Annotated in this window: 20 protein-coding genes; 11 read left to right on the top strand and 9 right to left on the bottom strand. The window is 74.4% G+C overall.

Annotated elements, in window-relative coordinates; translation table 11 throughout:
• Positions 1-76: 76 nt before the first annotated feature.
• Both cynS and ACFV4P_RS08375 read right to left on the bottom strand, forming a co-directional pair.
• Entirely contained in the window at positions 77-547 is a 471-nt protein-coding gene (gene cynS / locus ACFV4P_RS08380) for a cyanase (protein WP_380468637.1), read from the bottom strand.
• Positions 548-565: 18 nt separating this feature from the next.
• The gene (locus tag ACFV4P_RS08375) at positions 566-1,147 is read right to left on the bottom strand and encodes a carbonic anhydrase (protein ID WP_380468635.1); all 582 of its coding nucleotides are present in this window, start codon (positions 1,145-1,147) and stop codon (positions 566-568) included.
• A gap of 133 nt (positions 1,148-1,280) precedes the next feature.
• Here ACFV4P_RS08375 and cynR point away from each other — a divergent pair, with 133 nt between their 5' ends.
• A complete protein-coding gene (gene cynR / locus ACFV4P_RS08370; protein WP_380468633.1) occupies positions 1,281-2,204 on the top strand; it encodes a transcriptional regulator CynR in 924 nt (307 codons plus the stop codon).
• Between the two features lie 172 nt (positions 2,205-2,376).
• Complete coding sequence (locus ACFV4P_RS08365) at positions 2,377-3,594, top strand: MFS transporter (protein ID WP_380468631.1); 1,218 nt, start codon at positions 2,377-2,379, stop codon at positions 3,592-3,594.
• A gap of 142 nt (positions 3,595-3,736) precedes the next feature.
• On the opposite strand, the gene bla is transcribed toward ACFV4P_RS08365, so the two are convergent.
• The 3 genes from bla to ACFV4P_RS08350 form a co-directional block, all read right to left on the bottom strand.
• Positions 3,737-4,690 carry a class A beta-lactamase gene (bla, locus tag ACFV4P_RS08360; protein WP_380468629.1) on the bottom strand — a complete coding sequence of 318 codons (954 nt, stop codon included), beginning with the start codon at positions 4,688-4,690 and terminating at the stop codon, positions 3,737-3,739.
• Positions 4,691-5,102: 412 nt separating this feature from the next.
• Positions 5,103-6,179 (bottom strand): CU044_5270 family protein, encoded by a 1,077-nt coding sequence (locus ACFV4P_RS08355; protein WP_380468627.1) that lies wholly within the window; start codon positions 6,177-6,179, stop codon positions 5,103-5,105.
• Positions 6,176-6,916, bottom strand: coding sequence for an RNA polymerase sigma factor (locus tag ACFV4P_RS08350; RefSeq protein ID WP_380468625.1), 741 nt, complete (start codon positions 6,914-6,916; stop codon positions 6,176-6,178). Before ACFV4P_RS08350 ends, ACFV4P_RS08355 begins: the two co-directional genes overlap by 4 nt.
• A 150-nt stretch (positions 6,917-7,066) precedes the next feature.
• On the opposite strand from ACFV4P_RS08350, the gene ACFV4P_RS08345 reads away from it, so the two are divergent.
• Entirely contained in the window at positions 7,067-8,665 is a 1,599-nt protein-coding gene (locus tag ACFV4P_RS08345) for a serine protease (protein ID WP_380468623.1), read from the top strand.
• 285 nt (positions 8,666-8,950) lie between these two features.
• The gene (locus ACFV4P_RS08340) at positions 8,951-9,895 is read left to right on the top strand and encodes a hypothetical protein (RefSeq protein ID WP_380468621.1); all 945 of its coding nucleotides are present in this window, start codon (positions 8,951-8,953) and stop codon (positions 9,893-9,895) included.
• Between the two features lie 164 nt (positions 9,896-10,059).
• On the opposite strand, the gene ACFV4P_RS08335 is transcribed toward ACFV4P_RS08340, so the two are convergent.
• Positions 10,060-11,436 (bottom strand): cation:dicarboxylate symporter family transporter, encoded by a 1,377-nt coding sequence (locus tag ACFV4P_RS08335; RefSeq protein ID WP_380468619.1) that lies wholly within the window; start codon positions 11,434-11,436, stop codon positions 10,060-10,062.
• A gap of 184 nt (positions 11,437-11,620) precedes the next feature.
• On the opposite strand from ACFV4P_RS08335, the gene ACFV4P_RS08330 reads away from it, so the two are divergent.
• Both ACFV4P_RS08330 and ACFV4P_RS08325 read left to right on the top strand, forming a co-directional pair.
• Positions 11,621-13,255, top strand: coding sequence for an ATP-binding protein (locus ACFV4P_RS08330; RefSeq protein ID WP_380468617.1), 1,635 nt, complete (start codon positions 11,621-11,623; stop codon positions 13,253-13,255).
• Entirely contained in the window at positions 13,252-13,968 is a 717-nt protein-coding gene (locus tag ACFV4P_RS08325; protein ID WP_073809048.1) for a response regulator, read from the top strand. Before ACFV4P_RS08330 ends, ACFV4P_RS08325 begins: the two co-directional genes overlap by 4 nt.
• Before the next feature lie 7 nt (positions 13,969-13,975).
• Here ACFV4P_RS08325 and ACFV4P_RS08320 read toward each other — a convergent pair whose 3' ends face one another.
• Entirely contained in the window at positions 13,976-14,650 is a 675-nt protein-coding gene (locus tag ACFV4P_RS08320; protein ID WP_380468615.1) for a class I SAM-dependent methyltransferase, read from the bottom strand.
• A 186-nt stretch (positions 14,651-14,836) separates the two neighbouring features.
• On the opposite strand from ACFV4P_RS08320, the gene ACFV4P_RS08315 reads away from it, so the two are divergent.
• Both ACFV4P_RS08315 and ACFV4P_RS08310 read left to right on the top strand, forming a co-directional pair.
• Complete coding sequence (locus ACFV4P_RS08315) at positions 14,837-16,219, top strand: diaminobutyrate--2-oxoglutarate transaminase family protein (RefSeq protein WP_380468613.1); 1,383 nt, start codon at positions 14,837-14,839, stop codon at positions 16,217-16,219.
• A 104-nt stretch (positions 16,220-16,323) separates the two neighbouring features.
• On the top strand, positions 16,324-17,790 hold the full coding sequence (locus ACFV4P_RS08310; RefSeq protein WP_380468611.1) for a pyridoxal phosphate-dependent decarboxylase family protein: 1,467 nt from the start codon (positions 16,324-16,326) through the stop codon (positions 17,788-17,790).
• Here the strand turns inward: ACFV4P_RS08310 and ACFV4P_RS08305 are convergent.
• Entirely contained in the window at positions 17,777-18,577 is an 801-nt protein-coding gene (locus ACFV4P_RS08305) for an inositol monophosphatase family protein (protein WP_380469127.1), read from the bottom strand. The two genes, ACFV4P_RS08310 and ACFV4P_RS08305, sit on opposite strands and share 14 nt — an antisense overlap.
• A 184-nt stretch (positions 18,578-18,761) precedes the next feature.
• Positions 18,762-19,511, bottom strand: coding sequence for a MerR family transcriptional regulator (locus ACFV4P_RS08300; RefSeq protein WP_380468609.1), 750 nt, complete (start codon positions 19,509-19,511; stop codon positions 18,762-18,764).
• A gap of 234 nt (positions 19,512-19,745) precedes the next feature.
• On the opposite strand from ACFV4P_RS08300, the gene ACFV4P_RS08295 reads away from it, so the two are divergent.
• Genes ACFV4P_RS08295 through ACFV4P_RS08285 form a run of 3 tightly spaced genes read left to right on the top strand, consistent with a single transcriptional unit; the run spans position 19,746 to position 23,301 of the window.
• On the top strand, positions 19,746-21,344 hold the full coding sequence (locus ACFV4P_RS08295) for a flavin-containing monooxygenase (protein ID WP_380468607.1): 1,599 nt from the start codon (positions 19,746-19,748) through the stop codon (positions 21,342-21,344).
• Positions 21,341-22,414: an alpha/beta fold hydrolase gene (locus ACFV4P_RS08290; RefSeq protein ID WP_380468605.1), complete on the top strand. Its 1,074-nt coding sequence runs from the start codon at positions 21,341-21,343 to the stop codon at positions 22,412-22,414. Before ACFV4P_RS08295 ends, ACFV4P_RS08290 begins: the two co-directional genes overlap by 4 nt.
• The gene (locus ACFV4P_RS08285; RefSeq protein WP_380468603.1) at positions 22,411-23,301 is read left to right on the top strand and encodes an SDR family oxidoreductase; all 891 of its coding nucleotides are present in this window, start codon (positions 22,411-22,413) and stop codon (positions 23,299-23,301) included. Before ACFV4P_RS08290 ends, ACFV4P_RS08285 begins: the two co-directional genes overlap by 4 nt.
• Positions 23,302-23,353 lie beyond the last annotated feature (52 nt).

Here is a 23,353-nt window from a genome sequence, read left to right as displayed (position 1 = left end):
GCCGGCCCGCCCCTCGGCGTGAGCGGGGTGTCGGAACGTCGGAACGGTCCGGTGGCGTCGGAACGGCTCGGTGGTGTCAGAACGGCTTGGTGGGGAGGTACTTGCCGTCCAGGGTGATGACGGCGCGCTCGCCGCCGTCCGGGTCGGCGACCTTCTTCACGTCCAGCCGGAAGTTGATGGCGGAGATGATGCCGTCGCCGAACTGCTCGTGGACCAGGGCCTTCAGCGTGGTGCCGTAGACCTGGAGCATCTCGTAGAAGCGGTACATCGTCGGGTCGGTCGGGATGCGGTCGGGCATCGAGCCGCGCAGCGGGATGGTCTGCAGCAGCATCGCGTCGTCGTCGTCCAGGCCGAGGAGCGCGGCGACGGCCTCGGCGGACTCCTTCGGCAGGGGGTGCTGGCCGAGCACGGCGGCGGTGGTGAAGGCGACGGACAGGCCGGACGCGTCGGCGATCTGCTGCCAGGCGAGGTCCTTGCGGGTCTTGGCGTCGACGGCCTTGGCGGCCAGGGCCTCGCGGGCGGTCGGGGAGAACTGGGCGTGGGGCATGGCGGATTCCTTCGGGGATCAGGCCGCGACGGCGGCGGGGGTGAGGTCGTCGATGCGACCGGTGGGGATGTCGTAGACCCAGCCGTGCAGCGCGACCCGGTGCGCCGCCAGGGCGCGGGCCACGGACGGGTGGGTGGCGAGATTGGCCAGCTGGGCGAGGACGTTCGCGCGGACCAGGGCCGGGACGCCGCCGTCGGCGGCCGTGCGCGCCACGGAGGCGTCCGCGTGGCGCAGCCAGGACGCGACGGCCGGCGCCGCGGCGAGGTCCCGGCCCTCGGCGAGGGCGGTCATCGCGCCGCACGCGGAGTGGCCGCAGACGATGACGTCCCGCACCCCCAGGACCGCGACGGCGTACTCGATGCTGGCGGAGATCCCGTCGGCCCCGGGCGTGTAGGCGGGCACCAGGTTGCCGGCGGTGCGGACGACGAACAGCTCGCCGGGTTCGGCGCCGGTGATCAGCTCCGGGACGACCCGGGCGTCCGAGCAGCCGATGAACAGCGTGCCCGGGGTGTGGTGGGTGGCCAGACGGGCGAAGAGGTCCCGCTTGGCCGGGAAGACGTCGCGTTGGAAACGGGCGACGCCGTCGGTGATGTCCTGCATGGTGGTGGTCACTCCCTTCGAGAGCGAGTACCGGCCTCGGTGGGCTGGTGAGATCCACCATGCATGACCTGCACCCATAGCGTCCAAGAGCTGTAAGCCATGGTTGTTATTGGTCGTATCTATAGTGGTGGGCATGGCTTCCCTGGCTTCCCCGGTCTCCGTCGAACTGCGTCACCTGCGCTACCTGCTCGCCGTGGCCGAGCAGGGCAACTTCACCCGCGCCGCCGAGGAGCTGCACATCTCGCAGCCCACGCTGTCCCAGCAGATCAAGCAGCTGGAGAAGACCCTCGGCGTCCAACTGCTGGACCGCACCGGCCGCACCGTGCGACTCACCGACGCCGGCGCGGTCTACACCGACCACGCCCGCCGCGCGCTGCGCGACCTCGCCGCCGCCGAACGCGCCGTCCACGACGTCCAGGACCTGAGCCGCGGCCACCTGCGCCTCGGCGTCACCCCCACGTTCACCGCCTACCTGGTCGGCCCGCTCACCGCCGCGCTGCACACCCGGCACCCCGGCGTCGGCCTCACGCTCACCGAGACCACCCAGGACCGCGTCGAAGCCGCCCTCCTCGCCGACGAACTCGACCTCGGCATCGCCTTCGTCGGCGCCCACCTGCCCGGCGTGGCGGGCACCGCGCTGTTCACCGAGACACTCGGCCTGGTCGCCTCCGCCGCACGCGCCCGCACACTGCCCGACCCACTGCCGGTGAGCGCCCTCCGCGACGAACAACTCGCGCTACTGACAGGCGACTTCGCCACCCGCGGCCACATCGACGAGTACTTCGCGCGGCACCGCAGCACCCCGCGCATCACGGTCGAGGCCAACTCCATCCAGGCCCTCACCGAGATCGTCCGCCGCACCGACCTGGCCACCGTCCTGCCCGACGCCATCACCGACGACCACCCGCACCTCGCCCCCGTCCCGCTCGACCCGCCCCTGCCGACCCGCACCGTCACCCTGCTGCACCGCGAGGGCGCCTACCGCAGCGCGGCAAGCCGGGCGTTCACCCGCCTCGTACAGGACCTGGTGCGGGCCCGCGGCTACACGCCGGCGTGACGGGCATATTCGGTGGACGGCGTTCGGGCCCCGTCGGCTAGCATTCCCGGCATGTTCCTCCTCCGTGACTAGGACCCCGCACGGCGACCGCCCACCAGGACCGGTGGCGCGGTGCCTTCGGCGTCCCTGTTCACCGGCGCGCGCTGCGCCGTTCTCTTCGAGGAACTCTTCGATGTCTTCGTCCTATTGGGCTGTTCTGCGCACCCCTGGTGCCGCCCGGCTGTTCGGTGCGGCCCTGATCGGCCGCCTCTCCTACGGCACCGTCTCGCTGTCGCTGCTGCTCGCCGTCGCCGGCACCACCGGCTCGTACGCGCGGGCCGGCTGGGTGATGGCGGTGTTCTCCACCGTCAGCGTTCTGCTGTCCCCGGCCCGGGCGGGGCTGGTCGACCGGTACGGGCCGCGACGCGCCCTGCCGCCGATGGCCGCCGGGTACGCGCTCACCCTGGTCGGGCTGGCCGCCGCCACCTGGAGCTCGGGCACCCCGTACCCCGTCCTGCTGGTGCTGGCCGCGGCGGCGGGCGGGTGCGCGCCGCCGCTCGGGCCGGTCACCCGCGCGCAGTGGAGCCGGCTGGTGACGGACCCCGAACTGCGCCGCCGGGCCTACAGTCTCGACACCGTCGCCGAGGAACTCCTGTACGTCACCGGCCCGTTGCTGGCGGGCGTGCTCGCGGCGGCGGCCCGTCCGGCGGCCGGCGTGCTGCTCAGCGCGGTGCTCGTCCTCGGCGGGACGATCGCGCTGGCGGTCACGGTGCCGCGGGAAGCGGCGGTCGATCGGGCCGACACCGCGGAGCAGGGCGGCAGTTCGAGCACGCGGGGGCTGCTGGTCCGGGCCCGGCAGCCGCTGGCGGCAGCCGCCGGCGTCGGCGCGGGTCTCGGCGCTTTCGCCCTGCTGGCCGTGGTGTTCGCGGGCCGGCACGGGCGGGACGCCGACGTCGCCTGGGTGGAGGCCGCGCTCGCCGCGGGCAGCGCGATCGGCGGCCTCGCCCTCGGCGCCGTCAACTGGCGTGCGGCGGCCGGGAATCGGCTCGCCGTGCTGACCGCCGTGCTCGGCGCCGCACTCGCCCTCGCGGCGCTCGCCCCGAACCTCCCCGTCCTGGCCGTCGTCGCCGCAGTCGCCGGCCTGGCCGTCGCCCCGACGCTGACCACCGCCTACCTGCTCACCGACGAGATCGCTCTGCCCGAGCAGCGCACCCGGGCCGGAGCCTGGGTCAACACGGCCTTCAACGCGGGCGGTTCGGCCTCCACGGCGCTGGTCGGCCTGCTCACCGAACACGTTCCCCTCTCCGTCTGCCTCCTCCTCGCCGCCGCCCCCGTCCTCGCCGCGCTCGCCGCCGCCCCCACCTGGCGCCCGCGCCCCGCCCACGACCGCACGGTCCCGGCGAAGGGCTGACGCCAGGCCGGGTCCCGGACGAGGGCTGCCGCTCGTCCGGGGCCGCGCGGTCTCAACTGTGCTGCGTGTCACGGTGGTTCGAGAGCGGGGGCGGGGGTGGTTCTCCTCGCGGATCGCGGGTCGCGGGTCGCGGGTCGCGGTGTCAGGCGAGGGAGTCGAGGGCGGCCCTGGTGGCCTGGGCGATCAGGTCGTCGTCCGAGGCGGCGTCCTGCCGGGGTCGGTCGGACAGCACGGCGACGACCACGGGCGCGCGGCCGCCGTCCGGCCAGAGGACGGCGATGTCGTTGCGGGTGCCGTAGGCGGCGTTGCCGGTCCGGTCGCCGACCTTCCACCCGGCGGGGACGCCGGCGCGGATGTACGGGCCGCCGGTGGTGTTGGCGACCATCAGCTCGGCGAGCAACTGCCGCCGGGCGGCGGGAAGGACGTCGTCGAGGACGTACCGGCGCAGGTCGGCGGCGAGGACGCGGGGCGTGCTGGTGTCCCGGGTGTCGCCCGGGGTGGCCGAGTTGAGGCCCGGCTCGGTGCGGCTGACCTCGGTGGTCGTGTCGCCGAGTTCGCGCAGGGCCTGCTGGAGCGCGGCGGGGCCGCCGAGTTGGTCCGTGACGAGGTTGGCGGCGGTGTTGTCGCTGCGATCGAGGGACGCGGCCAGCAGGTCGCGCACGGTCATGCCGGTCGCCACGTGTTCCGAGGTGACCGGCGCCCACGTCAGCACGTCCTCCTGGCGGTACGTCACCACCTTGTCGAGGTCCGCGTCGGACGCGCGGCGCAGCAGCGCGCCCGCGGCCAGCGCCTTGTAGGTGGAGGCGAACGCGAACCGCTCGTCCGCCCGGTAGGCGACCTCCCGCCCGCTGCCGGTGTCCAGCAGGTACACGCCGAGGCGGGCGCCGAAGTGCTGCTCCAGCCGGCGGAAGGACTCGGCCGTCGGCGCGACCGAGGCGGTGGGCGCGGCGGTGGCGGGCGCGGTCGTGGGCGCGGTCGTGGGCGCCGGCTGTGCGCAGCCGGCCAGCAGGCCGACCGCGAGGAGCGGGGCTGCGAGCAGCGCGGTGCGGCGCTGCGCGGTGCGGCGCTGCGCGGTGCGGGGCTTCGTGAAGAGCATGGCCGACAGCCTGCCGCCGCCCGACCCATTCGCACAAAGACAGAGTCGGCACCTTTCATGCGTTCTCCGCATACGCTGCGGTGGTGGCCGGGAACTGATGCGCCGTACTGTCGCCGCCCCGTCGGCGCTGGTCATCGGCCTGCCGCTGCCGACCGCCTGCGCCTCCGGGGAGCCGGCCGCCTCCGGGGGCCTTCCGCCTCGGGGCCGGTGGCCGGACCATCCACCGGCCGACCGAAGCTGGAGATCGCGCTCCCCACCGACAGCGAGGCCTGGAACGCCACCGCGTCCAGGTCACCGTCCGCCGATCCGGTCGTTCGGCCCGTCCGCCGGCCCATCCGCCGGCCCATCCGCCGGCCCGGGAGTCGGGTGGGTCGAGGACGGCGCGGAGCCGGTCGGTCGACTGCCGCCCGCATCACCGGCCCGTTGAGGGGAGTTGGCCGACGCGGTCGACGGCGGCCTTCGCGAGGACCGCCGAGGCGCCGACCACCGTCCCGGCCGGCCCTGCCTCGCCGGCCTCGGCGAGGACCGTGCGCTCGCCGAGGAACGCGTACGTGGTCCGGTCGAAGACCCACTGAGTCTGCTGCCCGTGCGCCGTACGCGCCACGGCGACGCCTTCGCGTCCGGCGGCGTCGACGGCCGAAGCAACCTCCGTGACCCCCGGAATCCGCCCGGCGGCCCGGTAGAGCGCGGCGCTGACCTGCGGCGGCGCCCAGGTCTCGGCCAGCAGGTCGCCGATCGCCGTGAACGCCCGCTGGTCCGGGTCCTGGCCCTCGCCGCGGGTCTGTTCCCTGATCAGCTTCAGCAGGGCGTCCGGGTCGGTGGGCAGCGAGGCGACGTACGCGTTGGTCGGTTCACCGATCGACGGACCGCTCCCGCGCGGGGTGTCGGGCCCGGCGGTCCCTCCCGGCCGGTCGAGGTGGAGGACCGGTCCGTTCTCGCCGAGCCGGGTGTCGGGCCCGCCCTCCTCGCGCAGCAGACCGGGGCGGCTGCCGTCGGCGGACAGCCAGACCTGCCGGGTGTGTACGGGGGCGATGGTCACGGGACCGCCTGCCGTGCTCTGGGCCGCGTAGGCGACCCTGCTCTCGACGTAGACGAACTGGTCGGCGCGGACCGTCGACTGCTCTGCTCCGGCGGCGGCGAGCGCGATGTGGTCGAGCAGCCGTACCGCGTGGGAGGTGCCGGCGGCGCCACCCCCGGTCACCGCCACGCGGTCGTGCCCGGCCGAACCCCCAAGGTCCACCGTCGCGACGCCGACGACCGCGAGGGCGCAGGCGAGCGCCGGCACCGCGATCCGGACCGGACGCCGGGTGGCGCCGCCCCGCGGTTCGGCGGACGCGGCGGCCCTGCGCAACACCTCCCGTCTCAGCAGCAGTTGACGATCCGCGTCCAGGCCGGGCACCGTCGGCGGGGGCAGCAGCTCGGCGAGTTCGCGGCGCTCGTCCTGCGCGGAGGACGGACACTGCGTATCGCGCCGTGGGGTCGCGTTCATCCGTGGCTCTCCTGGATCGAGTGGATCGACGGCCGGAGCGCGGGGATGCGGCCCGGTACGGGCAGGGCGGTGACGGCGGAAGGGGTCCGCCCCTCCGCCGCAGGGGGCTTTCCGGTTCCGGTGTGCCGGTGCCGGTGCCGGTACCGGTGCCGCGCCGACGGGACGCGGGCCTCGGCCCTGGCCCTGGCTTCGACCTTGGCCTGGGCCCTGGCTTCCGCCTCGGTGAGTTCACGCAGTCGGGCCCGGGCCCGGGAGAGCCGCGAGCGGACGGTGCCGACCGGCGTGCCGAGCGCCTCGGCCGCGCTCGCGTAGTCCAGCCCGGCCCACACCACGAGGGTGAAGACCTCCCGGTCGCGGCGCCGGAGCCGGGCGAGCGCGCGGTGCGCGGCACGCAGGTGCTCGACGTCCGCGAGGTGCGCGACCAGGTCGTCGGCGAAGTCCGGGACCAAGCCGCGTTCCGGGAGCCGGGCGAGCGCGATGTCACGGCGCCGGCGGGCCCGGGCGGTGCGGCGCATGATGTTGGTCGCGATCCCCAGCAGCCACGGGCGCAGCCCGTCACCGTCGGGGTGCAGTCTCTCCCGGCCCCGCCACGCCTCCAGGAAGGTCGTCGAGACGACGTCCTCGGCCTCCGCCCAGTCGCCCGTCACGCGGAGGGCGTAGCGGTACAACACCTGGGCGTGCTCGTCGTACAGCTCGCCCAGGACGTCGGGGTCGCCGCGGCGGAGACGCGTTCTCATGAGTGCTTCCACACTCTGCCCTGCCCGATCCGCCGCCCCGGTTCCGGTGACCTGTGTCACAGGCGCCGGCCGCGCCCCCCGGGGGGCCGCCCCGCTCCGGATGTGGTCCGGCTCACAGGAACTCCGGAGCCGGTCCGAGCAGTACAGAGCATGACCACTACTTCCGTCCCCCGCTCCGTCCCTCGTTCCGTTCCCCGCCGCAGCGCCCTCCGGGCCCTGGCCGTCGCCGTCGCCCTGGTCGGCGCCTCGACTCCCGCCTTCGGCAGCGCGGCCTTCGCCGCGGAGCCGCAGACGTACACCCTCACCATCAAACACGTGGACCGCGCCGGCCAACCGGCCGCGAAGTACCGCACCCATGTCGCCGGGGTCTTCAAGGACGGCGGCGAGGAGTTCCTCGAGCAGCAGGACGCCTCCGGCGTCACCACCGTGCGGCTGCCCAAGGGCCGGTACCTGCTGGACAGCACCCTGAGCTCGACCCAGGGGGCGAACGGCACGATCGGGACGGACTGGATCGTCCAACCGCGCCTCGACCTCGACCGGGACACCACCGTCACCGTCGACGCGCGGACCACCGTCCCCGTCGACGTCCGCCCCCCGGACGGCTCCGCGAGCTTCGTGTACGGTTCGACGTTCGTCGAGGTCACACACCAGGGTGTCACCAGGAGCGGCAACGTCTTCAACGGGTCGCCGAACCTGCGCGTGGCCCACCTGGGACCCGAGACCGAAGCCGGGGCGCTGAAGCAGTGGATCGACGTCAACTGGAAGACCGACACCGTCAACTACGCGCTCGGCCGGACCTTCACCGGCACCCGTGCGCTGACCGGGCTCACCCGGCACTACTCCGCCCAGGAGCTGGCCACCCTGAACATCCGTAGCGCCGTCGGGCCGGGCAGCACGGGGACCACGCGCTTCAGCCTCCTGCCGACCGACGGAACGGCCCTCGGCGTCTCCCAGTCCATGCCGACACCCGGCACCGCCACCTTCCTCGTCGCACCCGAGCGCGGCACCTGGGACATCGGCTTCACCGTCCCCCGCGCCGACGGCACCGCGCCGAACTACTACACCGCCGACCGCATCGCCGTACGGGCCGGGGCCACGATCACCCAGACCTTCGACGGCCCGGTCTTCGGCCCCGCGCTCACCGACCGTCCCGCCGTCTCACGCGACGGCGACCGAATCACCGCGAACGTCCCGCTGCTCGCCGACGGCGACGGCCACGCGCCGTGGAGCCCGTCGTTCGACACCGCGTACACGTCGCTGTACCGCGACGGTGTGCTGGTCGGCGCCGCGTCCGACGCACCCGGACGCGGCGAGTTCACCGTGCCCTCGGGCAAGGCCTCGTACCGCCTGGCCACCACGGTGACCCGCAAGGCCGCGGCCGGCGCGACCACCCGCGTGAACGCGCTCTGGACCTTCGCCTCGGCCACCACGACCGGGCCGACCGCGCTCCCGGTGAGCGTCGTGCGGTTCTCTCCCGAGCTCAGCCCGGCCGGCACCGCGGCGGGCGGCAGTGCGCTCCGGATTCCGGTCACCGTGCAGGGAGCCGCCGCGGACGGACGCACCCGCTCGCTGGCCGTCTCGGCCTCCACCGACGGCGGCGCCTCGTGGACCCGCCTCCCGCTCGAAGCGGGCGCGGTGACGGTCCAGAACCCGTCGGCCGGCACCGGTGTCTCCCTGCGCGCCGAGCTGACCGACGCCGACGGCAACACCCTCGACCAGACCATCACCGACGCCTACCGCACCCAGTGACGCCGTCGGCCGCCTGAGGCCCCTCCTGGAACCGCCGGGAACCGCCGGGCCGATTCGGCCTCGCACGGCGCGGATCGCACCTGGTTGACGGGTGGCCGGACCACTTCCCCGGTCCGGCCACCCGTTGCGGTCACCGGCCTGCGACTCGTCCAGCAGCTCTCCGGCGCCCGGGGTCACGAGGTCGGTACGTACCGGCTGCGGGCACGCCGAGGCAGGAGATCCCGTGACGGACCGTCACCGTCGCGTCGCCGGGCCGCGCCCGCGGTGCGGCCGTACATTGAGCGGATGATCGTCGACAGCAGGACGGGGCCGGGGCGGTACGGGTGGGGGCCGTCCGGGCAGTGGCTCGCCGCGCGGGGGCGGTGGGAGGAGCTGGTGGAACGGTTCCGCCTGGCCAGGGCACTCGGCGACGCGCTCGCGGCGCCGCTCGGGCACCTGGTGGCGTACGGCGCGCCCGCCGAGATCGCGGCCCGCCTGTTCGACCCCGCCGCCGGGCCCGGCACGGCGGCGACGGCGGGCGACCACGACGCCGGTCCGCTGTGGGAGGTGCTCGCCACCCGCCACCCCTGGCCGGTGCTGGCCGCACTGCCGCTGCCGCCCGAGATCCGCCGCCTGGCCGCGCACACCCGCGCCCTGCTCGGCGAGGACGGGGACGGGGACGGCACCGAGTTCCGGCTGCGCCCCTGGGAGGACGTCGGGTGGGAACGCGACACCCGGGTCCGCGAGTACCTGCCCGGCGGCGGCGCGCGGCGCGCCCTGCACCTGGCACCGCCCACCCGCGAAGGCCTCGGCGTCATCGAACTGCCGTCCCCCGGCGCCCGGTTGACCGGCCTTCCGGCGACCGCGCTGCTCGCCGCGCTGGCCGAGTGGACCACCGCCGTGTGCGTACGCGGTCGCGCCACCGACGCCGCCGCGCAGCTCGCCGCCGGGCCGGACGTCACCGGCGGGCAGCTGCCGTTCGCCGCGCTGTACCCGGCCCTGGTCCACCTCGCCTCCGCCCGCCGTGACCGCGGCGCGGCCCAAGGGCGGCTCGCCGTACGGCAGTTGCTCACCGCGATGGACTGCACCGCCACCCCGGGCGCGACCGCCGTCGACGCCCTGGTCGGCCGCCTGCACTGCCTGGCCTGGACCGAGCCCGGCGACGAGCTGCGCCACCTGCACCTCGCCCTGGAGGACCCCGCCACCGGCCTCGCCTGGGCGCTGTCCGGCACCACCTCCGAGCCGGCCTGACGCCCCGAGCCGGCCCGGCACCCATAGCCGGCCCGGCACCCATGAGCCGGCCCGACACCCTTGAGTCGGCCCGGCATTCGCGCGGAGAACGGCGACGCCCCCGCCGGCGTCCGGGGCGAACCCGGAGCGCCGACGGGGGCGTCGACCCGTCTCGGACGAGGCCGTCAGGCGGCCGGCTCCACCGCCGGGGCCTGCGCCTGGGCGGGCACCGCGGCGTCCGCGGCGTCCGCGGCCGCAGCCGCGCCCTCGTCGTACGGCAGCGCGCCGGACAGCACGGCGTTCATCCGCTCACGGTCGAGCTCGCCCGTCCAGTGGCCGATCAGCACGGTGGCCGCTGCGTTGCCCGCGAAGTTGGTCATCGCGCGGGCCTCCGACATGAAGCGGTCGATGCCGACGATCAGGCCGACGCCGTCGACCAGCGCGGGCTTGTGCGACTGCAGGCCGCCGGCCAGCGTGGCCAGGCCCGCGCCGGTGACGCCCGCCGCGCCCTTGGAGGCGATCACCATGAACAGCAGCAGGGACAGCTGCTCGCCGATCGACATCGGCTTGTCCATCGCCTCGGAGATGAAGATCGACGCCATGGTCAGGTAGATCGCGGTGCCGTCCAGGTTGAAGCTGTAGCCGGTCGGCACGGTGATGCCGACGACCGGACGGCTCACCCCGAGGTGCTCCATCTTGGAGATCAGCCGGGGCAGCGCGCTCTCGGAGGACGAGGTGGACAGGATCAGCAGGAACTCGCGGCCCAGGTAGCGCAGCAGCGAGAAGACGTTCACCCCGGCGGCCAGCCGGAGCAGCAGGCCGAGCACCACGACCACGAACAGCACGCAGGTCACGTAGAAGCCGATCATGATCACGGCGAGGCTCTTCAGCGCGGCCGTGCCGGTGGCGCCGACCACCGCCGCCATCGCGCCGAACGCGCCGATCGGGGCCACCCACATGATCATCGACATCACCCGGAACACCAGCTTCTGCAGGTGCTCCACGCCGCGCAGGATCGGCGCGCCGGCCTTGCCCATGCCCTGCAGCGCGAAACCGACCAGCAGCGCCACCAGCAGCGTCTGCAGCACCTGGCCCTCGGTCAGCGCCGACACCAGGGTGTGCGGGATGATCCCGAGCAGGAAGTCGGTGGTGGACGACGCGCCCGCCACCGCCTGCGCGTGCCCGGACTTCGCCAGCGCCGCCGTCAGGTGCAGCCCGCTGCCCGGCTCCAGCAGGTTGCCCACCAGCAGGCCGATGCCGAGCGCCACCGTCGAGGTCAGCAGGAAGTAGCCGAGCGCCAGGCCGCCGACCCGGCCGACCTTCGCCGCCTTGGAGACCGAACCCACACCCAGCACGATGGTGCAGAAGATCACCGGGGAGATCATCATCTTGATCAGGTTGACGAAGCCGGTGCCGACCGGCTTCAGCTCCACCGCGAACTTCGGCGCGGCCAGACCCACCACGATCGCCGCGATCACTGCGGCGATCACCGCCAGGTACAGATAGTGGGTCCGGTCCGATCTATTCTTCGGCTTCCCGTTCGTGGTGGGGGTGGCGGTCATCCGCTCGGCTCCTTCGCCGCTAGGCTCGCACCGCGTCCTTGAGGGGGGTGGACGCGACCGGCCCGTGGGTGGCGGGCCGCGCATGACTATTCGCCCCGCCGTGAGGGACGTCACGGTTACGTTCATAGTGTTCACGGGTACCGCGGACGTCGTGACAGGCCCGTGACCGGGCACACTTGTCGTCATGCACCCGACCGGCCCGACCCCCGCTGCCGCCCGCCCACGCAGGCGCCGCAGCCTGGCCGGACGGCTGTTCGCCGTCCAGGTGGTCATCGTCGGGGCCGTGGTCGCCGGCGGCGCCGTCCTCGCCTACCTGTTCACCGCCGGCCGCGCCGAGGACACCGCCCGCCACGAGGCCACCGCCGTCGCGCTGTCCGTCGCCGACTCCCCGACCGTCCGCACCGCCGTCACCGGACCCGACCCCAGCGCCGTCCTCCAGCCGTACGCCCAGCAGGTCCGCTCCGACACCAGCGTCGACTTCGTCACCGTCATGGACACCGACGGAATCCGCTGGACCCACCCCGACCCCGCGCAGATCGGCCGGCCCTTCCTCGGCCACATCGACCAGGCCCGGCTCGGCCGCCTCCAGCAGGAGACCTACACCGGCACCCTCGGCCCGTCCGTCCGCGTCGTCGCCCCCGTCTACGACGACGGACACCACGTGGTCGCCCTGGTCAGCGCCGGCATCACCGTCGACAACATCTCCGCCCGGCTGCGCACCCCCCTGCTCGCCCTCGCGGGCATCGCCGGCGGCGCCCTCGCCCTCGGCGCCACCGCGAGCTACCTGGTCGCCACCCGGCTGCGCCGCCACACCCACGGCATGGACGCCGTGGAACTCGCCCACCTGTACGACTACCACCAGGCGACGCTGCACTCGGTGCGCGAAGGACTGGTGCTGCTCGACCGCGACCAGCGCGTGCTGCTGTGCAACGACGCCGCCCGCGAACTCCTCCGACTCGACGACAGCACAGCCGAGTTGACGGTGCGTCAGCTCGGGCTGCCGAGCTCGCTGAGCCGGGCGCTGGAGTCCGCCGAACCGGTCCGCGACGAAGTGCACCTGACCGCCGAACGCGTCCTGCTGGTCAACACCTCGTCCGTCGGACCCGGCCTCGGCAGTGTGGTCACCCTCCGCGACCACACCGAACTCCAGGGCCTCACCGGCGAGTTGGACACCGTCAAGGGCATCGCCGCGGCCCTTGACGCGCAGGCCCACGAAGCCGCCAACCGGCTGCACGCCGTGGTCTCGCTGATCGAACTCGGCCGCCACCGCGAGGCCGTGGAGTTCGCCACCGCCGAACTCGCCCTCGCCCAACGGCTCACCGACCAGGTGGTCGGCGCCGTCGGCGAACCCGTGCTCGCCGCCCTGCTGCTCGGCAAGGCCGCCCAGGCCGCCGAACGCGGCGTCGAACTCCACCTCACCGAGGACAGCCGGATCGACGACGGCGTCCTGCCCGACCGGCTCACCCCGCGCGACCTGGTCACCCTGCTCGGCAACCTGATCGACAACGCCGTCGACGCCGCCATCGAGAACGCCGCCCACGCCGCCCCCGAAGTCCGCGTCACCGCCCGCACCGACGACGGCCACCTGCTGCTCCGGGTCGCCGACACCGGCGCCGGCGTCGACCCCGCCGCCGCCGATGAGGTCTTCCGCCGCGGCTGGACCACCAAGCAGCACGGCCGCGGCCTCGGCCTCGCGCTGGTCGCCCAGACCGCCCGCCGCAACGGCGGCGACGTCCGCCTCGGCGAGCCCGGCCGCCACGACGGCGGCGCGGTGCTCACCGTCCGACTCCCGCTCCAGCGCCCGGCGGTGGACGCATGACCGACCGACCCGAACAGCGGCCGATCCGGGTCCTGGTGGTCGAGGACGACCCGGTCGCCGCCGACGCCCACGCCCGCTACGTCGCCGCCACCCCCGGCTTCGCCGTCGCCGCCGTCGCACACTCCCGCGTCGAAGCCGCCCGCGCCCTCGACCGCGCCCGGGAAGCCGACGCCCCCGTCGAGCTGATCCTGCTCGACCTCTACCTGCCCGACGGCCACGGCCTGCACCTGTGCGCCGCGCTGCGCGCCGCCGGGCACAGCGCCGACATCATCGCCGTCACCTCCGCCCGCGACCTCGCCACCGTCCGGCAGGCCGTCACCGCCGGCGTCGTCCAGTACCTGCTGAAGCCGTTCGGCGCCGCCGCCCTCGGCGACCGCCTCGGGCAGTACGCCCGCTACCGGGCCAGCCTCGGCCGCGACGGCGAGGCCCTCGGGCAGGACGAGGTCGACCGGGCCCTCGCGCTGCTGCGCGGCACCGACCGCACCAGCCTCCCCAAGGGCCTGACCGCCGCCACCCTGGACACCCTCGCCACTGCTTTGCGCACCGCCCCCGACGGCCTGTCCGCCGGGGCCGCCGCCGAGGCCACCGGCGTCTCCCGGATCACCGCCCGCCGCTACCTCGAACACCTCGTCACCACCGGCCACGCCACCCGCGAACCCCGCTACGGCCAGGTCGGCCGCCCCGAACTCGGCTACCGGTGGAAGCGCGACTGAGGCGTCGTCAGGCGCGTTGGGCGAGGACCAGGAAACGCTCCGGCTCGTCGGTGTAGGAAAGCGGTTTCCAACCGGCGGCCGTCAACCGGGGGAAGAGATTGTCGCGGGCCCGCAGGTCGTCCGGGGTGATCGGACGGCCGTGGCGGGCGGCGAGGGCGGCGCGGCCCACCGGGTGGTAGAGGGCGAGCCGGCCGCCCGGGCGGGTGACGCGGGCGAGTTCGCGCAGGCCGGCCTCCGGGCCCGGGAGATGGGAGATCAGGCCCGCCCCGAAGACCAGGTCGGCCGCCGCGTCCGGGAGCGGAAGCCGGGTGCAGTCGGCCCGGACCAGGGCGGCGTCGGCGCGGTGGGCGGCGGCCTGCGCCAGCATCTCCGGCGTCAGATCCACGCCCAGGACGGTGCCCGACGGCCCGACGGCGGCCCGCAGCAGCGGCAGCGCCCGGCCGGTGCCGCAGCCCGCGTCGATGGCGAACTGCCCTGCGGCCAGGCCGGTTTCGGCGATCGCGGCGGCGTAGCGCGGGCCGTCGTCCGGGAACTTCGCGTCCCAGCCCGCGGCGCGCTCGGCGAAGAACGCGCGGGTCTCGGCGAGTTCGCGGGCGTGGGCGTGGGCGTGGGCGTGGGCGGCGGTGCGGGCGCGGGTGTCGGCGTGGGTGCGCGTGTCGGCTTCGGGGGTCGGATCGTCCATGGCGGCAGGGTACTTGGGCGGTGGCCGTGACTTGACGTGGCCGCGCTCGTTGACGGGGTGGTGCCGGGGTGGTGCCGGAAGTGGTGCGTACTCACTCGGACGAGTGATCCAGGTCGGGTGGGGACGGTGCGCGAGGGCCGCGATAGTAAGGTGAGGCTTACCTAACTTCCACAAGGGAGCTCCGCTGTGACCCTCACCGTCGGCACCTCCGCCGCGCCCGCCGCCGACGCGATCCTGCGCCGCCAGCGCATCCGCGAGTCGGCCGCCCGCACCTACGCCCGGTCCTTCCCGATCGTCCCGGTGCGCGCGAACGGCATGACCGTGGAGGGCGCCGACGGCCGCCGCTACCTCGACTGCCTCTCCGGTGCCGGCACCCTCGCCCTCGGCCACAACCACCCCGTGGTGCTCGACGCGATCCGCCGCACCCTGGACAGCGGCGCCCCGCTCCACCTGCTCGACCTCGCCACCGCCGAGAAGGACGACTTCACCACCGCGCTGTTCGAGAGCCTCCCCGAGAAGTTCGCCGCCAAGGCCCGGATCCACTTCTGCGGCCCCGCCGGCACCGACGCCGTCGAAGCCGCCCTCAAGCTCATGCAGACCGCCACCGGCCGCCGCGGCGCACTCGCCTTCACCGGCGCCTACCACGGCATGACCGCCGGCGCCCTCGCCGTCACCGGCAACACCGCCGTCAAGGCCCCCCTGCCCAGCGGCGGCGACGTCACCCGGCTGCCCTACCCCTACGCCTACCGCTGCCCGTTCGGCGTCGGCGGCGAGCGCGGCGCGCAGCTCGCCTCGGCCTACACCGAGCGGCTGCTCGACGACCCGTCGGGCGGCGTCCTCCCGGCGGCCGCGATGATCCTCGAACCCGTCCAGGGCGAAGGCGGCGTCGTCCCCGCCCCCGACGAATGGCTGCGCGAGATGCGCCGGATCACCGCCGAACGCGGCATCCCGCTGATCGTCGACGAGGTGCAGACCGGCGTCGGCCGCACCGGCCGGATGTGGGCCGTCGAGCACAGCGGCATCGAGCCGGACGCGATGGTGCTCTCCAAGGCCATCGGCGGCAGCCTCCCGCTCGCGGTCGTCGTCTACCGCGAGGAGTACGACGGGTGGCGGCCCGGCGCGCACACCGGCACCTTCCGCGGCAACACCCTCGCGATGGCGGCCGGCGCGGCCACGCTCCGGCACATCGCCGCCAACGGGCTGGTCGCCCGCGCCGAGACCGTCGGCGCCCGGATCGCCGCCCGCCTCGACGGCGCCCGCGACCGCCTCCCCGTGATCGGCGACGTCCGCGGCCGGGGCCTGATGCTCGGCGTCGAACTCGTCGACCCGGCAGGCGAGTTCGACAGCTGCGGCGCACGCCCCGCGAACCCGGCGCTCGCCGTCCGGGTGCGCGAAGCCTGCCTCGCCCGCGGCCTGATCGTCGAACTCGGCGGCCGCCACGACGCCGTCCTGCGGCTGCTCCCGCCGCTCACCATCACCGACGAGCAGGCCGACGCCGTCCTCGAACGGCTCTGCGACGCCATCGAGTTCGCGATGCGGGAGCCTACGGCGGCGAACCGGGCGGGCTGACGGGGGAGGGCGGGGGAGAAGGGGAAGGGCGGGCCGGGGCGGGAAGGCTGCTCCGGACAGGCGTCGAAGTCGCGTGCTGATCGAACAGTTGGAAGTGAACGGACATGGTGGGGTTGACCGAACTCTCCGGTGGCGTGGGCGGGCCCGAGGCGTTGCGGCCGCTGCTCGCGCAGGTGCTGGCGGCGCTGACCGCCGGCGCGGTGCGGCGGGGCGGGCCGGTGCCGGCGGGGGAGCCGGTGGTGATCGGCGAGGTGGTGCGGGAGGCCCTGGCCAGAGCCCAAGGACCGGGCGCACTCGGCCAGTTGGTGGAACTGCTGGCGCACGGCGCGGCCGATCCGGCCGACCCGGCATGCGCCGCGCATCTGCACTGCCCGCCGCTGGCCCTCGCAGTCGCCGCCGACCTCGCCGTGAGCGCCCTCAACCCCTCCCAGGACTCCTGGGACCAGGCCCCCGCAGCCACCGCCCTGGAGGCCGAACTCCTCGCCGAAATGGCCCAGTTGGTCGGCTTCCGGCCGGACCGCGCGGCCGGCGTGCTGACCACCGGCGGCACCGAGTCCAACCTGATGGGGTTGATGCTGGCCCGCGACCAACGCCTCGGCCCCGACGTCGAGTTGAACGGCCTCCCGCGCACCGGCCGACCCCGGATCCTGGCCTCCGAGGCCGCCCACTTCTCCGTCCAGCGCGCCGCCGCCCTGCTCGGCCTCGGCGAACGGGCCGTCCGCGTCGTCCCCGTGGACCGCCAACTCCGCATGGACCCGGCCGCGTTGGCCGACGCGTTCGCCGAGATCGGCTGGGAGGGCGCCACCCCCGTCGCGGTGGTCGCCACCGCCGGCACCACCGACACCGGCGCCATCGACCCCCTGCACGCCGTCGCCGACCTCGCCGCCCGACACGGCACCTGGCTGCACGTCGACGCCGCGTACGGCGGCGGCGCACTCTTCTCCGACCGCCTCGCCCCACTGCTCGACGGCCTCGACCGGGCCGACTCGATCTCCCTCGACTGGCACAAACTCGGCTGGCAGCCCGCCGCCGCAGGCGTCTTCCTGGTCCGCGACGCCCGCACCTACGCCTCGCTCGCCCGCCGCGCCGTCTACCTCAACCCCGCCGACGACGAGGACGCCGGCTACCCCAGTCTGCTCGGCCAGTCGCTGCGCACCACCCGCCGGCCCGACGCCTTCAAACTCGCCGTCACGCTACGGGCGTTGGGCCGGGAAGGACTCGGCGAACTGGTCGACCGCTGCCACGACCTGGCCCGGAAGGCCGCCGAACTCGTGCGCGTCGAACCCGAGTTGGAGCTGCACTGCGACCCGATCCTGACCACCGTGGTGTTCCGGTACGCCGCGGCTTCGGCCGGGGCCACGGCCGAGGACAGCGACCACGTCAACGCGGAACTCCGCCGCCGCCTGCTGCGCACCGGCCGGGCCGTCGTCGGCCGCACCGAACTCCCGGGCACCGGCCCCGGTCGGGTGCGGCTGAAGCTGACGCTGCTCAACCCGCACACCACCGAACGGGAGGTCGCGGCGCTGCTGTCGGCCGTGGTGGCGAGCGGGCGCGCGGTCAGAAACCCCTGAGCAGGATCTCCCGGAGCGTCTCCCACTGGTCCGGGTCCGCCGCGACCAGCAGGCCGTCGGTGCCGCCGGGAGGCTCGGGCAGGTAGGGGGAGCCGTCGAAGCGGGCGGAACGGCCGCCGGCCTCGGTGATCAGGAGGGAGCCGGGGGCGTGGTCCCAGGGGAGGGTGCGCCAGTACAGGATGAAATCGCGCTCACCGGTGGCCACCAACGGGTACTCGATCCCGGCGGCGCGGCGGCCGGGATCGAGCGGGCCCAGCGCACGGGCGTTGTCGAGGAGGCGGTGGCTGGTCGGCGGAGCGAAGTAGCGGGTCTTCAGGATGCCGGTCCACGACTCCGGGCCGGTCGTGATCGGCCCCCGGACCAGGCGGCTCCCGTTCTGCCAGGCCCCGGCGCCGAGTTCGGCGGTGTACGCGGTGCCGGAGCACGGCTGCCAGATCCAGGCGGCGACCGTGCGGCCGCTGCGCACCAGCGAGGCCATCACCGCGTACGAGGGGTCGCCGGCGACGAAGTTCTTGGTGCCGTCCACCGGGTCCACCAGCCAGGCGGCGGGCTCCTCCAGCAACGCCCGGGCGAGCGCCGGGTCGGAGGCCACGGCCTCCTCGCCCACCACGGGGACGGGGAGCAGTTCGCGCAGGCGGCGGGTGATGATCCGCTCGGCGTCCCGGTCCGCGACGGTGACGACGTCGCCGGGCGCCTTCTCCATCACCTCGCCCTCGGCCAACGCACGGAACCGCGGCTCGACCGCCTCCGCCGCCGCCTCCACGAGGATCTCGGTGACCTTCTCCATCAACACGCCCGGGCTCCCTTCACCGCCCCCCACTCTCCCATGCCGGGGTGGGACGGGTGGTGCGCAGGTGGCCGGTGGGAGAGGAGATGTGGTGGGAGAGGTGCGGGGAGTGCCGGAGAACCAGCGGTGGGGAGGGGTATCGGGTGCCGGGGCGGGGCGGTTGGTGGCGCGGGCGGGGGAGGGGTCACCGGCCGTCGAGGCGGTCGTACTCGGCGCGGACGCGGCGGTCCATGGCCAGGGCGAACTGGGCGTCGTTGACGGTGCGGGCGAGGGGGCGGATGCGGTGGATGCGTTCGGTGAGGCGGGCGGCCTCGGCGGGGGTGAGGTCCTGGACGTGGGTGAGCGCGCCGAGCAGGCGGTCGCGGATCAGGGCGACGAAGGTGTCGGCCATCGCGTCGGCGTACTCGCTGGCGCGCCGGCTGACCTCCAGCACGGCGGCGAGCGGCACGCCCTCGTCGACCAGTGCGACGGAGGCGTCCATCAGGCGGCGGCTGATGTGGGTGATGCCCTCGGAGTCGACGGTGATGAAGCCCTGGGCGAGGGACTCGGCGGTGTTGGCCTCGGTCAGCTCGTCGCCGAACGCGGCGTACAGCTCGTCCCAGGTCAGGTGGACGGGCGCCTCGTCGGACCAGGGGGCGACCAACGCGGCCTGAAGACCGATCAGTTCGGCGACGTCGCGGCCGTCCTCGCCGGCGCCGATCAGTTCGGCGATGCCGCCGAGCGCATGGCCGCGTTCCAGCAGTTCGGCGATCAGGCGCAGCCGGGCCAGGTGTTCGGGGCCGTACCAGGCGATCCGGCCGGCCTTGCGGGGCGGGGGGAGCAGCCGGCGTTCGCGGTAGAAGCGGACGGTGCGCACGCTGAGGCCGGCCGCCTCGGCGAGTTCGGCGATGCGGTACTCGCGCGGGGGCTCGCGGTCCTTCTCGGTCTCGGCCACGCCGGTCAGCATAGGGCCCGTCCGGACGGGTCGAACACACGTGCAATCCGCGCCGTCCGCGCTATTCCACTCGGTGTCAATAAGGGCTACTCTGCCGAACGCGCCAGTGACTACTGGCAGCTTCCAGGGCTCCACCCGCACCCCCGCCCCCGCACTTCCGCGCGCCCCTGCGCACCGCGCAGCGCAGCGCCGCACCGGCCCGTGCCGCCCCACCCTCGCCAGGAGGACCCGCCCATGGCACCCCGCACCAAGAAGTCGCCCGCCCCTGCCGAGACCGCCCACGCCGAGACCGCATCCGTCGAGACCGCACCCGCCGAACCGCAGCAGCCCGTGCCGCACGTGCGGGTCGCCGTCATCGGCTCCGGCTTCGGCGGCCTCGGCGCCGGCGTCCGGCTGCGCCGCGCCGGGATCACCGACTTCGTGATCCTGGAACGCGCGGACTCGGTCGGCGGCACCTGGCGCGACAACTCCTACCCCGGCTGCGCCTGCGACGTGCCCTCCCACCTGTACTCGTTCTCGTTCGCGCCGAACCCCGAGTGGCCGCGGGTGTTCTCCGGACAGCCCGACATACGCGCCTACCTGGAGCGGATCGCCGACACCTTCGGACTCCGCCCGCACCTGCGGTTCGGCACCGAGGTCCGCGAGCTGCGCTGGGACGAGGAACGCACCCGATGGCGCGTCACCACCTCGGCGGGCAACTGGACCGCCGACGCCGTGGTCTCCGCCGCCGGCCCGCTCGCCGAGCCGCAGATCCCGGACCTGCCGGGCCTGGATGCCTTCCCCGGCAAGGTCTTCCACTCCTCCCGCTGGGACCACGACTACGACCTGGCCGGCAAGCGCGTCGCCGTGGTCGGCACCGGCGCGTCCGCGATCCAGATCATCCCCGCCGTCCAGCCCACCGTCCGCAGCCTGACGGTCTTCCAGCGCACCCCGGCCTGGGTTCTGCCGCGCGCCGACCGCGAGGTCACCGGCGTCGAGAAGTGGCTGCACGGCAAACTCCCGCCGACCGGCCTGCTGAGGCGCGCCGGACTGTTCGCGATCCGCGAGCTCCAGGTGGACGCCTTCGTGCGCCGTCCGCAACTCCTCGCGCTGGTTCAACAGGTGGCACTCCGTCACATGCACCGGGCGGTCGCCGACCCGGCGCTGCGTGCCAAGCTCACCCCGGACTACCGCATCGGCTGCAAGCGGATCCTGCTCAGCAACACCTACTATCCGGCCCTCGCCGCCCCCAACACCGAGGTGGTCGCGGCCGGTCTGCGGGAGTTGCGCGGCAGCACCCTGGTCGCCGCCGACGGCAGCGAACACGAGGTGGACGCCGTGGTGTTCGGCACCGGGTTCCACACCACCGACCTGCCGATCGCCGAGCGGGTGTACGGCGTCGGAGGCATGGCGCTGGCCGAAGCGTGGAAGGACGGTATGGAAGCGCTGCGCGGCTCCACCGTCCGGGGATTCCCCAACCTGTTCTTCGTGATCGGCCCGAACACCGGGCTCGGCAACAACTCGATGATCCTGATGATCGAGTCCCAACTCAACTACCTGATCGACGCGCTGACCACGCTGGATTCCATCGGCGCCACCGCCATGCAGCCCACCGAACGGGCCCAGCGGCAGTGGAACCTGGAACTCCAGCACCGGATGAGCCGCACCGTGTGGACCACCGGCGGATGCCGCAGCTGGTACCTCGACGAGGACGGAAAGAACACCGTGCTGTGGCCGGCCTCCACCAGTGCCTTCCGCCGTGCCACCCGGCACGTCGACCTCGCCGAGTACGAACTCCTCAAGCGCACCGCCCCGTTGGGCGACGCGCGCGACACCGAGGTGGTGCCCGTATGAGCCCCCGTATCCCCGCCGACTGCGTCCTGCCGGACCCTGCGGCCGTCCACACCGTCCGCTCCGCCGACGGCGCCGAACTCAACGTCGAGGAGTACGGGCCGGAGGGCGCGCCGCTGATCGTGCTCGCCCACGGCTGGACCTGCGCCACCACGTTCTGGGCGCCCGTGATCAACCGCCTCGCCGGCGACTTCCGGGTGGTCGCCTACGACCAGCGCGGCCACGGCCGCAGCCCCGCGCCGGCCGACGCCGCCGGGTACGGCGCCGGCAAGCTCGCCGAGGACCTCGAAGCGGTGCTGACCGCGACCGTCCCCGCCGGACGCCGCGCCGTGGTCGCCGGACACAGCATGGGCGGTATGACCATCATGGCGGCCGGTGGCCGCCCCGAGGTGGCCGCCCGCACCGCCGCCAACGTGCTGCTCAACACCGGCGCCGGCGAACTCGTCGACGAGCAGACGGTGCTGCCGCCCTTCGTGCGCGGACGGGCGCTGCGGCGCCTGCTGAGCCGGCCGGTGCTGCAGTCCCGGCTGTCGCTCGGGCCGATCAACGGCATCAGCCGGGCCGTCCTCAAGTACGCCACCATGGGCCCCGCCACGCCCCCCGACCGGGTCGAGGCCTGCGCGCAGGTGGTGCACGCCTGCCCGCCCAAGGTGCGCCACCGCTGGTCGATCGTGCTGGACGTGCTGGACGTGCACGCCGAACTGGCCCGGATCACCGCGCCCACCGCCGTCGTCACCAGCAGCAACGACAAGCTGACCCCGCCGGTGCACTCGCGCCGGATCGCCGCCGCCCTGGCCGACCCGCGCGGCCTGCTGGAACTGGACGGCGCGGGCCACATGAGCCCGCTGGAGCGGCCCGCCGAGGTCGCCGACGAGATCCGCCGGGTCGCCGCGCTGGTCGCCGACGAACTCGCGGCGGGCGCTGCGGCGGACGTCCCGGTGGGCGTTGCAGCAGGCGTCTCGGCGGGAGTCTCGGCGAGCGTTGCGTTGAGCGATGCCGAAAGCAGTGCCGTCGAGAGCGCCGCCGCCTTCGACATCCCGTCCCAGTCCGCCGCCGTGGAGGAGACCGCATGACCCCGCCGCTGTCCTCGCAGGTCGTCGTCATCACCGGAGCCGCCCGCGGCCTCGGCGCGCTGATGGCCCGCAAGCTCGCCGACCGGGGGGCCAAGGTCGCGCTGGTCGGCCTGGAACCCGCCGAGCTCAAGGCCGTCGCCGACCAGTGCGGCGAGCACGCCTCCGCCTGGGAGGCCGACGTCACCGACCTGGACGCGCTCACCGAGGCCGCCAACCGGATCAAGGACCGCTACGGGCGGATCGACACCGTCGTCGCCAACGCCGGCATCGCCCTCGGCGGGCCGATGCAGGACAGCGACTTCCGGGCCTGGAGCCGCGTCGTCGAGGTCAACCTGCTCGGCTCCGTCGCCACCGCCCGAGCCTTCCTGCCCGCGCTGGTGGAGAGCCGCGGCTACCTGCTGCAGATCGCCTCGCTGGCCGCGCTCACCCCCGCCCCGCTGATGACCGCCTACTGCGCCTCCAAGGCCGGCGTCGAGTCCTTCGCCCACGCGCTGCGCGCCGAGGTCGCCCACCAGGGCGTCAAGGTCGGCGTCGGCTACCTGAGTTGGACCGACACCGACATGGTGCGCGGCGCCGACCAGGACACCGTGCTGCGGCAGATGCGCGCCAAGCTGCCCTGGCCCGCCAACAAGACCTACCCGATCGGCCCGGCCGTGGACCGCCTGGTGGCCGGCATCGGCCGCCGCTCCCCGCACGTCTACGCGCAGGCCTGGCTGCGCGGCATGCAGCCCGTCCGCTGGATGCTCCCCGGCCTGATCGCCGCCGTCGGCTCCCGCGACGTCGCCAAGCTGGCGCCCGAGCTGAAGGCCACCGCCGACACCCGGCTGCGTCCGGTGGGCGCGGGCGGGGACGCCGACCGGAACGCCCAGGCCGCCAAGGCGGAGTGACAGTCGGACCATCAACAGTCGGACCATCACAGAATGACGAGCGGACAATCGG

The organism is Kitasatospora sp. NPDC059795 (assembly GCF_042732175.1).
Classification (GTDB): domain Bacteria; phylum Actinomycetota; class Actinomycetes; order Streptomycetales; family Streptomycetaceae; genus Kitasatospora.
The sequence above is the reverse complement of the archived record's forward strand: the minus strand, read 5'-3'. Positions and strand labels throughout refer to the sequence as shown.

Bases quoted from the DNA above. Each gene is read 5' to 3' on its own strand.
- ACFV4P_RS08330 (WP_380468617.1), top strand. From the start codon at position 11,621: ATGCACCCGACCGGCCCGACCCCCGCTGCCGCCCGCCCACGCAGGCGC.
- ACFV4P_RS08320 (WP_380468615.1), bottom strand. From the start codon at position 14,650: ATGGACGATCCGACCCCCGAAGCCGACACGCGCACCCACGCCGACACC.
- ACFV4P_RS08365 (WP_380468631.1), top strand. From the start codon at position 2,377: ATGTCTTCGTCCTATTGGGCTGTTCTGCGCACCCCTGGTGCCGCCCGG.
- cynS (WP_380468637.1), bottom strand. From the start codon at position 547: ATGCCCCACGCCCAGTTCTCCCCGACCGCCCGCGAGGCCCTGGCCGCC.
- ACFV4P_RS08355 (WP_380468627.1), bottom strand. From the start codon at position 6,179: ATGAACGCGACCCCACGGCGCGATACGCAGTGTCCGTCCTCCGCGCAG.
- ACFV4P_RS08335 (WP_380468619.1), bottom strand. From the start codon at position 11,436: ATGACCGCCACCCCCACCACGAACGGGAAGCCGAAGAATAGATCGGAC.
- ACFV4P_RS08325 (WP_073809048.1), top strand. From the start codon at position 13,252: ATGACCGACCGACCCGAACAGCGGCCGATCCGGGTCCTGGTGGTCGAG.
- ACFV4P_RS08310 (WP_380468611.1), top strand. From the start codon at position 16,324: ATGGTGGGGTTGACCGAACTCTCCGGTGGCGTGGGCGGGCCCGAGGCG.
- ACFV4P_RS08375 (WP_380468635.1), bottom strand. From the start codon at position 1,147: ATGCAGGACATCACCGACGGCGTCGCCCGTTTCCAACGCGACGTCTTC.
- ACFV4P_RS08285 (WP_380468603.1), top strand. From the start codon at position 22,411: ATGACCCCGCCGCTGTCCTCGCAGGTCGTCGTCATCACCGGAGCCGCC.
- bla (WP_380468629.1), bottom strand. From the start codon at position 4,690: ATGCTCTTCACGAAGCCCCGCACCGCGCAGCGCCGCACCGCGCAGCGC.
- ACFV4P_RS08350 (WP_380468625.1), bottom strand. From the start codon at position 6,916: ATGAGAACGCGTCTCCGCCGCGGCGACCCCGACGTCCTGGGCGAGCTG.
- ACFV4P_RS08290 (WP_380468605.1), top strand. From the start codon at position 21,341: ATGAGCCCCCGTATCCCCGCCGACTGCGTCCTGCCGGACCCTGCGGCC.
- ACFV4P_RS08340 (WP_380468621.1), top strand. From the start codon at position 8,951: ATGATCGTCGACAGCAGGACGGGGCCGGGGCGGTACGGGTGGGGGCCG.
- cynR (WP_380468633.1), top strand. From the start codon at position 1,281: ATGGCTTCCCTGGCTTCCCCGGTCTCCGTCGAACTGCGTCACCTGCGC.
- ACFV4P_RS08345 (WP_380468623.1), top strand. From the start codon at position 7,067: ATGACCACTACTTCCGTCCCCCGCTCCGTCCCTCGTTCCGTTCCCCGC.
- ACFV4P_RS08295 (WP_380468607.1), top strand. From the start codon at position 19,746: ATGGCACCCCGCACCAAGAAGTCGCCCGCCCCTGCCGAGACCGCCCAC.
- ACFV4P_RS08305 (WP_380469127.1), bottom strand. From the start codon at position 18,577: ATGGAGAAGGTCACCGAGATCCTCGTGGAGGCGGCGGCGGAGGCGGTC.